The 13,081-nt window shown below is 64.1% G+C and carries 14 protein-coding genes; 8 read left to right on the top strand and 6 right to left on the bottom strand.

Translation table 11 applies throughout. From position 1 onward, the window contains the following. Window positions 1-125: 125 nt before the first annotated feature. Window positions 126-1,151 (bottom strand): fatty acid desaturase family protein, encoded by a 1,026-nt coding sequence (locus BM374_RS18350; protein ID WP_092294549.1) that lies wholly within the window; start codon window positions 1,149-1,151, stop codon window positions 126-128. 3 nt (window positions 1,152-1,154) lie between these two features. Continuing rightward, window positions 1,155-1,862 (bottom strand): TetR/AcrR family transcriptional regulator C-terminal domain-containing protein, encoded by a 708-nt coding sequence (locus BM374_RS18345; protein WP_092294547.1) that lies wholly within the window; start codon window positions 1,860-1,862, stop codon window positions 1,155-1,157. A gap of 328 nt (window positions 1,863-2,190) precedes the next feature. Here BM374_RS18345 and rpsF point away from each other — a divergent pair, with 328 nt between their 5' ends. The 4 genes from rpsF to rplI all read left to right on the top strand — a co-directional run bounded on the left by rpsF (window position 2,191) and on the right by rplI (window position 4,668). After that, the gene (rpsF, locus tag BM374_RS18340) at window positions 2,191-2,658 is read left to right on the top strand and encodes a 30S ribosomal protein S6 (RefSeq protein WP_092294545.1); all 468 of its coding nucleotides are present in this window, start codon (window positions 2,191-2,193) and stop codon (window positions 2,656-2,658) included. A gap of 5 nt (window positions 2,659-2,663) precedes the next feature. Next, a complete protein-coding gene (gene rpsR / locus BM374_RS18335; protein ID WP_007592020.1) occupies window positions 2,664-2,903 on the top strand; it encodes a 30S ribosomal protein S18 in 240 nt (79 codons plus the stop codon). Between the two features lie 133 nt (window positions 2,904-3,036). Continuing rightward, window positions 3,037-4,014 (top strand): DUF2232 domain-containing protein, encoded by a 978-nt coding sequence (locus BM374_RS18330; RefSeq protein ID WP_092294543.1) that lies wholly within the window; start codon window positions 3,037-3,039, stop codon window positions 4,012-4,014. A 48-nt stretch (window positions 4,015-4,062) separates the two neighbouring features. Beyond that, window positions 4,063-4,668, top strand: coding sequence for a 50S ribosomal protein L9 (gene rplI, locus BM374_RS18325; protein ID WP_092294541.1), 606 nt, complete (start codon window positions 4,063-4,065; stop codon window positions 4,666-4,668). Between the two features lie 35 nt (window positions 4,669-4,703). On the opposite strand, the gene BM374_RS18320 is transcribed toward rplI, so the two are convergent. From BM374_RS18320 to BM374_RS18310, 3 genes are all read right to left on the bottom strand, one after another. After that, window positions 4,704-5,171 (bottom strand): PaaI family thioesterase, encoded by a 468-nt coding sequence (locus tag BM374_RS18320; protein ID WP_092295017.1) that lies wholly within the window; start codon window positions 5,169-5,171, stop codon window positions 4,704-4,706. Beyond that, window positions 5,164-5,772, bottom strand: a complete 609-nt coding sequence (locus BM374_RS18315; RefSeq protein WP_092294539.1) for a TetR/AcrR family transcriptional regulator — start codon at window positions 5,770-5,772, stop codon at window positions 5,164-5,166. Before BM374_RS18315 ends, BM374_RS18320 begins: the two co-directional genes overlap by 8 nt. 106 nt (window positions 5,773-5,878) lie before the next feature. Beyond that, on the bottom strand, window positions 5,879-6,841 hold the full coding sequence (locus tag BM374_RS18310; protein WP_177248381.1) for a hypothetical protein: 963 nt from the start codon (window positions 6,839-6,841) through the stop codon (window positions 5,879-5,881). A 273-nt stretch (window positions 6,842-7,114) separates the two neighbouring features. Here BM374_RS18310 and BM374_RS18305 point away from each other — a divergent pair, with 273 nt between their 5' ends. From BM374_RS18305 to alr, 3 genes are all read left to right on the top strand, one after another. Further along, the gene (locus BM374_RS18305; protein WP_177248380.1) at window positions 7,115-8,365 is read left to right on the top strand and encodes a cyclopropane fatty acid synthase; all 1,251 of its coding nucleotides are present in this window, start codon (window positions 7,115-7,117) and stop codon (window positions 8,363-8,365) included. Window positions 8,366-9,119: 754 nt separating this feature from the next. Further along, the gene (locus BM374_RS18295) at window positions 9,120-10,628 is read left to right on the top strand and encodes a replicative DNA helicase (protein ID WP_092294537.1); all 1,509 of its coding nucleotides are present in this window, start codon (window positions 9,120-9,122) and stop codon (window positions 10,626-10,628) included. A 56-nt stretch (window positions 10,629-10,684) separates the two neighbouring features. Then, window positions 10,685-11,968, top strand: coding sequence for an alanine racemase (alr, locus tag BM374_RS18290; protein ID WP_092294535.1), 1,284 nt, complete (start codon window positions 10,685-10,687; stop codon window positions 11,966-11,968). Window positions 11,969-11,980: 12 nt separating this feature from the next. Here the strand turns inward: alr and BM374_RS18285 are convergent, their stop codons facing one another. Further along, complete coding sequence (locus BM374_RS18285) at window positions 11,981-12,199, bottom strand: cysteine rich repeat-containing protein (RefSeq protein WP_057758000.1); 219 nt, start codon at window positions 12,197-12,199, stop codon at window positions 11,981-11,983. Between the two features lie 41 nt (window positions 12,200-12,240). On the opposite strand from BM374_RS18285, the gene BM374_RS18280 reads away from it, so the two are divergent. Next, window positions 12,241-13,011, top strand: coding sequence for an exodeoxyribonuclease III (locus BM374_RS18280; RefSeq protein WP_092294533.1), 771 nt, complete (start codon window positions 12,241-12,243; stop codon window positions 13,009-13,011). Window positions 13,012-13,081: the final 70 nt, after the last annotated feature.

Here is a 13,081-nt window from a genome sequence, read left to right as displayed (position 1 = left end):
CGATTACGCACGGCCTTAGATCATGGTTCCGGATCATGCTTCAAAGGGGGCCGTAGACACTGTCCAGGGCCGGAATGTCAAGCCAAGATAGGAACTTCGGCCAGCATTCACTTGGGGAGCGGCCCCTAGAACCCGCCGTTGGTCTGGTTGGCGTCGACCGCTGCCCCAGCGCGCACACGCCGCGCGCTGTTGACGAGTTGGCCGGGACGATCATCCCGATCAGGCTTGGCGGTCGCGAGCCGGAGCACCGCAGCGTAGCCCGGCTGCACCTCCATACGGCCGGCATGCCGGCTCTCGCTCAGCAGACGATGCACCTTCGGCAGATTGTAGCAGGGCACGTAGAACAGAAGATGATGCTCGAGGTGGTAGTTCACGTAATACGGCGCGATGAACAGCCGCTCGAGGAAATTGGCACGCGTCGTGCGGGTGTTGCGCAGGGGATCGCTGCTGTCAGGCACGACAGCATGCTCGGCGATGTTGCGGATGCGGGTGATGACCATCATCCAGGTGAGTAGCGGTACCAGCCACAGCAGCGGATAGGCCCACCATGCGCCCGCCGCCGCAAGCGCGATAAGCATCGCGGCGTTAACGAGGCATTGCGGGCCGAGCTTGTCCCAGAAGTGGGTGGCGCGCTGACGCCATGGCCACTCCTTCGGACCGAGAGCGTTGAGCAATTGCGCCTTGCGCTGCTGGTAGCCGGTCTGTCCGGTGATGTCGCGAATGAACTTGCGGCGATAGCTGAGCCTGGTGATCGGAAACGGCGCCGACAGCACCAGATCAGGATCGTCCTCCTGCTGGGTGCGGGCATGGTGCTGCAAATGATAGCGCCGGTAGCTGCGCGTCTCCGCAAAGAGCGGATAGGCGCAAAACCATTGGCTCAACGCCAGATTAGTCTTCTCGTCCGCGGATAGACATCCATGCGCGCCGTCGTGCATCAGGATCGCGAGGCCCAACTGGCGCGAGCCGATGATTGCGACGGCGAGAATGTAGGTGACCGGATTGGGCCACCATGCCACCAGGGCGATCGCAGCAATGATCAGCGTCCAGGCGTGCGCGATCATCGCAACGCCCTTCCACGTCACGCGCTGTCGTACGTCGGCCAGTTGATCGTCGGTCAGGAAATCGCGGGCACGCATGCGAAGCGCTGTCATGACCTACCTCTCCTTGTTCGGATGGCTCGATGCATCGTGCTCGTCGTCGACGAGACGCAGCAGCGCACTGTCGCCAGCGGATTTCGCCTGCTCGCCAAGCACGCGCAGCATCTCGGCGCAGAGCGCCTCCGGCGAACGGCCCATGGCGCAGCCCTCGAGAATGATTCCGATGGCGACGGCCCAGAACCGCCGCGAGCTTTCGTCAGGTGCGCGCAGCGAGCGCCAGCCATGGCGCGCCACCTGGCCCGCATAGGCGCGCGCGCCTTCAGAATGCAGGCGCTCGATGGTGCGCTCGACCAGCGGCGCCAGGTCCTGGCGCCGCCGGGTCAGTGTCAGCGCCTCGGCGAAGAAGGCAATCGAATCGCTCGCCGTCACTGTCTCGACCAACGTGCGGGTGTACTCGCCCGGCGTGTGCGCGTTCAGTGCCGCCTGCTCGGTGGCCCGCGCCAAATACAGCAGATCACGGCAGGCGCATTCGACGAACAGCGCCTCCTTGGTGCGGAAATAATAGGTGATCTGGCTCGGGAACGCGTCCGCCGCGGCTGCGATGTCGGTGATCGCGGTGCCTGACAGCCCCCGCTCCCGAAACAAGGGGCTCGCCGCATCCAACAGCAGGGACCGCATCTTGCGGCCAGCGGAGCGTGTCGCCCGCGCCGCATGTTTGGGGTCGCCAGCCGCCTTAAGCGGCTCCTGGGCCGACTTTTCCACCATCGGATCTCTCGCTCGATTATTTGTATGACATACAAACAAATAAATCAAGCCGGAGGACCGGTGTCAGTCCGCAGCGGGACGATCCGGGCCGAAAGCGAAGCGCTCAACCTTGCCAAGTCGGCCAAAATCCGTATAACGCGCGCATCCGCAGACCCCGGCCGGGAGCTGAACGGACGGTCTCAGCAAATCCTCCGTGGTTTTGGTGTGGCAGGGCCAGTCGGCCCGTCGTCCCGTGTTTCCGCCTTCTGAGCTTAATCCCAGAGTCCTTTCCGAAGGTCTCTTAAGGGCTTGACGCCGGGTGATGCGCCAACACGAGGAAAGGACCACTATGGCTCTCTATGAGCATGTTTTTCTCGCGCGCCAGGACGCGAGCACGCAGCAGGTCGAAGAGCTGACTGCGCAGATGACCGGCATCGTCGAAGGTCTCGGCGGCAAGGTCACCAAGACCGAGAATTGGGGCGTTCGCTCCCTCACCTACCGCATGAACAAGAACCGCAAGGCGCATTTCGTGCTGCTCAACATCGATGCGCCGTCCGCGGCCATTGCCGAGATCGAGCGCCAGGAGCGCATCAGCGAAGACGTGATCCGCTATCTCAGCGTCCGCGTCGAAGAACTCGAGGAAGGCCCGTCTGCGATGATGCGCAAGGCCGACCGTGATCGCGAGCGTGACGACCGTGGCGGCGGCTTCCGCGGTGAGCGCGAAGGCGGCTTCCGTGGTGGCGATCGCGACGGCGGCTTCCGCGGTGATCGTGGCCCGCGCCGTCCGCGCGACGAAGCTGAAACGGATGGGGAGTAAGAACAATGGCTGAAGCTGGTGCACGCCGCCCGTTTTTCCGTCGCCGCAAGAGCTGCCCGTTCACGGGGGCCAATGCGCCGAAGATCGACTACAAGGACTCCAAGCTCCTGATGCGTTACGTCTCCGAGCGCGGCAAGATCGTGCCGAGCCGCATCACGGCGGTGTCCGCGAAGAAGCAGCGTGAACTCGCCCGCGCGATCAAGCGCGCGCGGTTCCTGGGCCTGCTGCCCTACGTCATTCGCTGACACGACCGCTTTCGACCGGCGACGATTGCCGTCGCCGGTCGTGATCTTCTGAACTCATAAGGCCTCCGGGTCGTCCGGTCGCCGATGGTTGGGGCAAAGCGCCTCTAACCGCTCGAAGGGAGCGGGACAGCTGATGATGGTATTTGGACTGATAGCCCTGATCGCCGGCGCCGCGTCGGCGCTGATGTTCGCCTCGATCGTGTCGGGCGCGCTGATCTCGCTCGTCCTGTTCTATCTGGCACCGCTGCCGCTGATGGTCGCCGCGATCGGCTGGGGCCCCCTCCACGCGACTCTGGGCGGCATCGCCGCTGCGATCGGCCTTGGCGCTATCTTTGGCCTGCCTTACTGTCTCGCCTTTGCCGTCACCGTCGCACTGCCGGCCTGGTGGCTCGGCCATCTTGTCTTGCTCGGCCGACACGTGTCGAGCGCGACGCCCGGGCTCGCCGTCGCGGCGCCAGCAGAACCCGAAATCGAATGGTACCCGGTCGGCCGCATCCTGTTGTGGGTCGCGGGCTTCGCCGTGCTGACCACGATCGCCGCTCTGCTCACGCTCGGTAGCGACGCCGAGACCATCACGGGCACGCTGCGACGTGGTCTGATGCGCATCCTCCGCACCGCCGATCCGCAGGCCTCCGGTGAGGCCGACCAGTTCATCGATGCCTTGATCCGCATCGCGCCGGCTGCTGCCTCTATCGTCTCGATGATGACGCTCACACTCAACCTTTGGCTCAGCGCCAAAGTGACGGCTACATCAGGCCGGCTGCGCCGCCCTTGGCCGGACCTGAAGACGGCCGAATTGCCGGCGATGACGCTCGCGGTGCTCTGCATCGCACTCGCCTTCTGCTTCAGCGGCGGCCTGCTCGCGATCGTCGCGCAGATCACCACGGCGGCATTGATGATGGCTTACGCGCTGACCGGCTTCGCCGTGCTGCATACGCTGACGCTCGCGCTGAAGAGCCGCACGTTCTGGCTCGGTTCAACCTATGCCGTCGTCGTCGTGTTCGGCTGGCCGGTGATCGCGATGGTCATCCTTGGCCTCGCGGACGCCGTGTTCGGTTTGCGCCAGCGCTTCCTTCGCAACCGACAACCGCCGCCATTGCCGATATCTTAAGTCCAACCCGAAACCTGAAAACCCAGAGCACTTCAAAGGAGAACGAATATGGAAGTCATTTTGCTGGAACGCGTGAGCAAGCTCGGCCAGATGGGCGAAGTCGTGAAGGTTCGCGACGGCTACGCCCGCAATTTCCTGCTCAAGCGCGGCAAGGCGCTGCGCGCCACCGCCGACAACCGCGCCAAGTACGACGGCATGAAGGCCGAGCTGGAAGCTCGCAACCTCGCCTCGAAGGGCGAGGCGTCCAAGGTCGCCGAGAAGATCGAGGGCAAGAACATCATCGTGATCCGTCAGGCTTCGGAGGCCGGCCAACTGTTCGGCTCGGTCACCGTGCGCGACGTGGTTGTCGCCTTCGAGGCTGACGGCGTTACGCTCGCCCGTCCGCAGGTGCAGCTTGACGCGCCGATCAAGACCATCGGCAAGCACTCGATCACCGTCGCCGTTCACCCCGAGGTCGAGGTCGTAGTCACTGTCACGGTTGCGCGCAGCCAGGACGAGGCCGAGCGCATCAACCGCGGCGAGGACATCTCCACCCGCAACGAGGACCGCGACGCGGCCGCCGAGGCGATCGCGGCCGCTGGCGAGTTCTTCGATCCGGAAGCCCAGCACGACGAGGTCGAGCCGACGCCGGCTGCGGACGAGACCGAGAAGTAAGCTCGCATTCGCGTGGGCTGCGAAGCCCGGCTGCCTCAGGCAGCCGGGCTTTTCGTTTTGAGCGCGACATCCTCGCTCAGCATCGCGATCGAGGCGAGCGCCGTAGCCGTATGTTTCTCAACGCCGTCGCTGACGCAGAACACATCGGCCGCGACTACCGAGACCTGGCGGCCCGGCTTGATCACCCTCGCACGGCAGATCAGCTTGTCGCCGACCGCCGGCGACAACAGATTGAGCTTGTATTCCGCCGTCAGCGCCGCCTGACCGCGCGAGGTCGCCGCCGCAATGGTCGTGGCATTGTCGACCAGGAAGGCGGTGACGCCGCCATGGAAGAAGCCGTGCTGCTGCAACAGCTCCGGCCGGCGCTCGACCGCGATGGTGCAGGTACCACGCGACATCTCCGACAGCTCCGCGCCGACCAGGTTCATAAAACCCTGGCGGCCGACACTGGCGTGGATGCGCTCAGCAATCGGAATGAAATCGGGATCGGCCTCGTTACTCATCATGCCACTCCTTGTTGGCGCGTTCCGGCGGTACCAGCGCACGGATGGCGCAGGCGATCAGCGCGTCGGCTTCGGTGCGTGGATCAGCGCGATCGCGTCGCGACAGAAAGGCGCGGCAAAAGATCTGTGCCGGCCCGATGAGTTGACTGACGAACATCGCTGGAGTCATCGGCAGAAGGTCGCCGCTAGCGAGCAACGGCGCGCGCCAGCGCTCGATGCCTTCAGCAAGCCGCGCATTCTGGGCGCGCTGGGCTTCGCGGACGTTCTCGCTCCATTCGTTGCGCGATATCTCGAAGAGATAGCGCGCCTCTCGCCGGCTCAGCACGACCCAGTCGAGATGGGCGCGGATCAAGCGATCAATGCCCTGCTTCGCATCGGGCGACGGATCAAGCGCTGCGAGCATCGCGCCATGATAATGCCGTAGCACCTCCAGCAGCAGTGCGCCGGCGAGCTCCTGCTTGGAGCCGAAGACATGAAAGAAGCTGCCGTTGGAAGCCCGGGCCCTGGCGCGGATCGCGGCCACCGTCGCGCCTTCGAAACCCAACCGGTCGAACACCGCGAGCCCTGCCGCCAGCAAATCCTCGCGCACACCGGATGACATCGGAGCCTCCTAGAGCATGACTCTAGAGTATTGCTCTAATCGCGGTCAAGATGACGCTGAGGCCGCGCTGGGCGCAGCCTTCGCAGATCAACAAGACGGTTTTTGGTTATCGCGAGATCGGCGGAGCCGGCGGACCGGAGGACTCAGCGGGCGACGGCCCAGCGGCGGGCGCAGACGGGGCCGGCTCGGAGCTGGGCCCGGGCTCGGCCGGTTTGGACGCCGCGGCTTCGGCAGCCTTGGGAGCAGCGGCCGGCTCAGTCGGCTTAGCGGCCGCCGCCGGCGGCGCCGGCGTGACTTGCGGAACCGGATCAGGCCGCAGAGCCGGCGCCTCGCTGCCGCTCGGCTCGATCTTGGCGCTCTCCGGCTTGGCCTCGGCGGGCTTCTCGGCCGGCTTGGCGCTGTCGGGCTTGGACCCTTCACGGCCGGAATCGACCTTGTCACTCTCGGTCTTGGATTCCACCTTGGAATCGACCTTCGGCGCAGGGGTGCCGTCGCCCTCCGGCTTGCCGCGCTTGCTCATGCGCTTGCCCTTACGGCCCGCTGGCGGCTGTTCGGTAGTGGCCTCAGGCTTTAAGCCTTCCTTGGCATCTTCCTCGCTCCGTCGCGCGGCGCGCTTCTGGCGCCCCTCGGGCGCCGTGGGTGCACCCTCGGTCTCCGGCTTGGCTGCCTCTTGCGGGCGCTGGCGGCGGCCCTGATGCTCAGGCGACTGGGCCGGATTTGTGTTGGCGTCCTTCTCCTTGGCGCCTTCCTTCTTGTCCCTGCCCTCCTTACCATCCTTTGCCTGGTAACGGACGTCGGCGGCGCCATTGGAGACAAGGTAGGACGCCAGCACGCCGGCCATGTCCGGGCTGGTGGTGTAGTGCTGACGCAGGAAGCCCGGCAGCGAGCTCGGCGAGACCGTCTTCAAAAGCCCTCGCGGGCTCTTGTGGCAGGCGTTGCAGGTCTGCGCGAAGAGTTGGGACGGGGCCTTGCCGGCCTCGAGGTTCGTCGCCTGCGCCAGAACGGCATCGGTGGCACCGAAGCCGACCAGAAACAGCACCGTGGCGAGGCTGAGCGCTCGGCTCGACATTCCCATCATCTCCATTGAAATCCGATAGATAAGGCCGGCACCCGGCGTAGCAGCGGTCACCTTTTAGCCGATTGCGCCGCGAATGGAAGCGCACTCAACAGGCATGTGAACACGCCATTTTCGAATATCGGCTTTGAACACAACGCAATAGCGGGCTGGTAACAGGGTGCTTAGATTTACATGCGAACGCATGGGAACCAACGGATTTTCCAAGCGTCGATGTGACGGCCGGGTAGTGGCATCTTTTCGGGTTCGCTCGAGAGGTTGGTGTCGATGGACCGCTTGTTGCGTAGGTTCTTGTCTCAATTCATCCGCCGCGGGTCGATGACGGTGACCACGGCCGCCGGATTGAAATTCAGCGTCGGTGACGGCTCCGGTGAGCCGGTCGAAGTGCGCTTTGTCACAGCCGACGCACAAAGGAGAGTCCTCATCAATCCCGAGCTGGGGCTTGGCGAGGCCTATATGAACGGTGAGTTCGTCGTCGAGCGCGGCAGCATAGCTGATGCCTTGGCGATCCTGCTCGATCAAGCCGACCTGTTGCCGCACTGGGCAAAACCCTGGTGGCACCTGCGTTATCTCGTCAGGCACCTCAGACAGTTCAATCCGCGGAACCGCTCGCGCAGCAATGTCGCGCATCACTACGATCTCGATGCGAGGCTCTATTCACTCTTCCTCGACGCCGACAAGCAATACAGCTGCGCCTATTTCGAGACGCAGGACGCGACGCTCGACGATGCGCAGCTCGCCAAGAAGCGGCACGTCACAGCGAAGCTACTGGTCAGCCGCGGTCAGCGCGTGCTCGACATCGGTTCGGGCTGGGGCGGGCTCGGACTCTATCTCGCCGAGATCACGGGGGCCAACGTCACCGGCGTCACGCTGTCGACGGAGCAGTTGCAAATCGCGAACGCAAGAGCCGCCGAAAAGGGGCTCACGCAACAGGTGCGATTCCTGCTCCAGGACTATCGCGACATCGACGGGCAATTCGACCGCATCGTTTCGGTCGGCATGTTTGAGCACGTCGGAGCCAGGTTCTACACCACCTATTTCCGGCGCTGCGCCGAGTTGCTGAGCGACGACGGCATCATGCTGCTGCACTCGATCGGCCGCTCGCAGGGACCGGATTCGACCAATCCCTGGATCGCCAAATACATCTTCCCGGGCGGCTACATCCCCTCGCTCTCGGAAGTGTTGCCCGCGATCGAAGACGCCGGCCTCCTGGTCTGCGACATCGAGATCCTGCGCCTGCATTATGCCGAAACGCTAAAAGCCTGGCGGGAACGCTTCATGGCGCGCCGTGAGGAAGCCGTACAACTTTACGATGAGCGCTTTGCGCTGATGTGGGAATTTTATCTCGCGGCCTGCGAGATGACGTTCCGCAAGCAAGGGATGATGAATTTCCAGGTCCAGCTCACCAAGCGCCAGGGCGTGGTCCCCATGACGCGCGACTATATCGCGCGCGAAGAAGCCCGGCTGCGTGCTCTCGAGGGCGGCGCCAAACCGAAGCTGAAGCTCGCTGGTGAATAGAACCTAGTGGCGCAGGGTCGATATCTGCGAGATGCGGTAAGAGGCTGGTAAAGCCAGTTGCGCCCTCAATTCCACGAGGATCTCGGGAGCGACCGGCTGACACCGGATCTTGGGTTGCGCGGCATGCTCCATGGTCGCGATCAGCCCGGACAGCCAAAGCCGACTGCCTGCCTCGCTACGCCACATCCGGGGCTGCCGTTCTGGCCGCATCGCCTGCCTCATCTTTCTCTGGTCGGGTCCCTGGGTAATCCCCTGGCCGGGCCGCCCGTTCCCTCTCCTACCCCGAAAGAATCCGGGGAGATGTGATCTGGTTCACATTCCTCTCGACGGCCCTGCCTTAGACCGTCGTCATGCGCAAAGAGACTCAAACCTCATTCGACGTGCAGGACGACATCCGCACAGATTACGCCCTGATCGCCACCGGCGTCGGCGCGGCCCTGGTTGCGCTGGTCTATCTCCTGCTGGTCTGAACCCACACTGGGCACCAGTGCGCCCTGTTGCGCTCTCAAATAGGTCTGCACCTTAATTCATTAGGTTCACCGCATCCGGATTTTTCGTGACGGGATCACGGCCGCTTCCGGTCCGACCCAAGTTCCGCGAAAATCCGTCAAGCGCGGCGCATGCTCCGGCTGCTAATCATCCACCATTTTTAAGATCGGTTGATAGCGGCGAGCTTTTGCTTCCGCTTTCGCCTGCAGCGGCGCTTTATCCCGGCCCCGCATCCGCCCAAGAAAATTGCTAAGCACGTCCGACCATGGCCCTGACTGATTCGAACGTTCTCAAACTCGCACCCGACGCCGGAACTCCCGCGTACCGGAGCGCGCCGCACAATATCGAGGCCGAACAGAGCCTTCTGGGTGCGATCCTGGTCAACAACGATGCTTTTTACCGCGTCTCCGACTTTCTGGAGGCCAAGCATTTCTTCGAGCCGCTGCACCAGACCATCTTCGAAACCGCCGGCAGCCTGATCCGGATGGGCAAGATTGCGACGCCCGTCACGCTGAAGACCTTCCTGCCCGCCGACACCGATGTCGGCGGCATGACGATCGGCCAATATCTCGCGCGCCTCGCCGCCGAGGCGACCACCATCATCAACGCCCAGGACTATGGCCGCACCATCTACGACCTGTCGCTCAGGCGCGACCTGATCGGCATCGGCGAGGACATGGTCAACGTCGCCTATGACGCGCCGGTTGATTTCCAGCCGCGGGCGCAGATCGAGGACGCCGAGCGCAAGCTGTACGAGCTCGCCGAATCCGGCCGCTATGACGGCGGCTTCCAGAAGTTCTCGCAGGCATTGACCGTCGCGGTCGATCTCGCCGCAAAGGCCTTCCAGCGCGACGGAAAGCTGTCCGGCATCTCGACGGGCCTGCGCGATCTCGACACCAAGATGGGCGGCCTGCAGCACTCCGACCTCATCATCGTCGCAGGCCGTCCCGGCATGGGCAAGACGTCGCTGGCGACCAACATCGCCTACAACGTCGCGCAAGCCTATGTGCCAGAGCTCCAGGCCGACGGCACCATGAAGGCCGCCAATGGCGGCGTGATCGGCTTCTTCTCCTGCGAAATGTCCGCCGACCAGCTCGCCACGCGTATCGTGGCCGAGCGGACCGGCATTCCCTCCTCCCACATCCGCCGCGGCGGCATCTCGGAAGCAGACTTCGAGAAGATCCGCCAGGTGTCGATCGAACTGCAGTCGCTACCGTTCTATGTCGATGCCACCGGCGGCCTGTCGATTGCGCAGCTGATGGCACGCGCGCGCCGGCTGAAGCGGCAGAAGGGCCTCGATCTGCTCGTGATCGACTACATTCAGCTGCTCTCCGGCTCGGGCAAGCGCGCCAGCGACAGCCGCGTGCAGGAGATCACAGAGATCACTACCAGCCTGAAGGCGCTGGCGAAGGAGCTGAATGTTCCCGTGATCGCGCTGTCGCAGCTCTCGCGTCAGGTGGAATCGCGCGACGACAAGCGGCCGCAGCTGTCTGATTTGCGTGAATCCGGCTCGATCGAGCAGGACGCCGACGTCGTGCTATTCGTATTTCGCGAAGAATATTACCTCGCCATGAAGGAACCCCGTCCCGGCACCGAGGAACACGCCAAATGGCAGGCCGACATGGAGCGCACGGTCGGCCGGGCTGAAGTCATCATCGGCAAGCAGCGTCATGGTCCGACCGGCACTGTCGAGCTCCACTTCGATGCCTCGGTCACCCGCTTCGGCGACCTTGCCCATGACGGCCAGCTGCCGGATCGTGGTGGCGAGTACTAGGTCATTGACCAGTTCCGTGGGTTGAACCCCGCAGGCCTCTTGCGTAAAACGGCGCCATGACAAAGGCGTCCGACCCCAACATGATCCCGCAATCCGGCCTTCTTTCCACGGAGGCCAATCAGGCCGCTGCGCTCGCAGCTTATGGCGGCGTGCTGACCGTCGATCTCGACGCCATCATCGCCAACTGGCGCAAGCTCGAGAAGACGGCGGTGCCGGCCGAGTGCTCGGCGGTGATCAAGGCCGACGCCTATGGATGCGGCACCGCGCAGGTCGCGCAGGCTCTGAACAAGGCCGGCTGCAAGACCTTCTTCGTCGCCACCATCGAGGAGGCCCGCACCGCCCGCGCGGCGGTGCCGGACGCGGTGATCTACGTGCTTGGCGGCTATTTCCAGAACACCGGCGAGCACTACGCCAAGATCAATTGTCGTCCCGTGATCGGCGACCTCAACGAGCTCGCCGAATGGGACGTTTTCTGCCGCCGCACCGGTTGGTCGGGCGGCGCCGCGATCCATATCGACACCGGCATGAACCGGCTCGGCCTGACGCTTGCGGAGGCGCAGGCCATCATCCCCCGCATCAATGCCGGCGATCACGGCATCACGCTGGTGATGAGCCATCTGGTCTCGGCCGAGCAGCTCAACAGCCCCGTCAACGCCAAGCAGCTTGCGGCCTTCCGCGGCATCGCCAGCGAATTCTCCGGAGTCCCGGCGGCGCTCGCGAATTCCTCGGGCATTTTCCTCGGCGCGCCGTTCCAGTTCGATCTGGTGCGGCCGGGTGCAGCGCTCTACGGCGTCAATCCGACACCGGAGGCCGACAATCCGATGCAGCAGGTCGTCGACCTGAAGGCACGCATCGTGCAGACCCGCAATGTCGAGCGCGGCGAGACGGTCGGCTATGGCGGCACCTGGACCGCGCGGCGGCCGACCAAACTTGCGATCATCGCGGTCGGTTATGCCGACGGCTATTTCCGCGCCGCCAGCTCCAACGACGGCACACGTGGCGCCGAGGTCATCGTCGCCGGCAAGCGCTGTCCTGTGGCAGGTCGTATCTCCATGGACCTGATCGCGATCGACATCACCGATGTGCCGCCGAACGCGGCGCGGCGCGGTCATATGGTCACGCTGCTCGGCGAAGGCATCACCGTCGACGAACTCGCGCACCATTTCGGCACGATCGGCTATGAGGTGCTGACCAGCCTCGGCCACCGCTACGCCCGCGTCTACAAGGGCGGCAATGTGGTCGAGCCGCTGACGAAGCCGGAGCCTGCGCAGGCAGCCGAACATTCGCCCTCCCCGCCGCCAATCGAGCAGCCGGCGGCTCCGCCGTCGCCGCCGGGCTGAGCACCTCGCCGCTTACTTCTTCTTCCTGCTGTCCAGCGCTGCCTTACAGGTCGTGCTGAGCTGATCGCGCTTGCCGTTGAGGCAGGCCACGATGCCGCCGCCGGGCGCGATACCGGCGCAGAATTTATCGTAGTCCGCCTTGCATGCGCCGCGCGTATCAGCCGATTGTGCGGATGTGGCCCCGGAGAGTGCGACGACGAATGCGATAGCGGCAAAGCTCAGCTTGGACATTGTATCTCCGGTGTGGGGACGATTGAGGCGATCAGCTCTACATGAAGATTGCGACATTCAACATCAACAACATCAATCGTCGCCTGCCCAATCTGCTGGCATGGATCCGCACGGCGAAGCCCGATGTCGTCGCGCTTCAGGAATTGAAGGCAAGTGATGGCGAATTTCCGGCAGAAGCGATCGAAAAAGCCGGTTATGGCGCAGTCTGGCGTGGGCAAAAAACCTGGAACGGCGTCGCCATCCTCGCCCGCGGCACGGAGCCCGTCCTCACGCGCGACCGGTTGCCGGGAAAACCTGGGGACCTCGAAGCCCGTTACATCGAGGCCGCCGTGCGCGGGATCATCGTCACGAGCATCTACCTCCCGAACGGCAATCCGCAGCCGGGGCCGAAATTCGACTACAAGCTCGACTGGTTTGCGCGGCTGAAACGCCACGCCAAGGCCTTCATCAAGCAGGACCTGCCCGTGGTGCTCGCCGGCGACTACAACGTCGCACCCACGGAGATCGACATCTATCCGACGCGCTCATGGGACAAGGATGCGCTCATCCAGCCGAAGAGCCGCGCGGCGTTCGCCTCGCTGGTCGAGCAAGGCTGGTGCGACGCAATTCGCGAACTGCATCCGGATCAGCGCATCTACACGTTCTGGGACTACAAGCGGAATCGCTGGCCGCGCGATGCGGGCCTGCGACTCGACCATCTGCTGCTGAGCCCTGCCCTCACCTCGCGCCTGGTCAAAGCTGGTGTCGACAAGAAGGTTCGCGGCGAGGATGGCGCCAGCGATCACGCGCCGGCGTGGATCGTATTGCGGTGACGGCCTCACCACAGATTCTTTAGCCGGCCCCTGCTGCCAACACGCTGTCAGCAGTGCTGACGCCCGAACA

Origin of the sequence: Bradyrhizobium sp. Ghvi, assembly GCF_900115265.1 — a bacterium.
In the GTDB taxonomy this organism is placed as follows: Bacteria; Pseudomonadota; Alphaproteobacteria; order Rhizobiales; family Xanthobacteraceae; genus Bradyrhizobium.
Note: the sequence above shows the minus strand (reverse complement) of the source record. Positions and strands in the feature narration are given on the sequence as shown.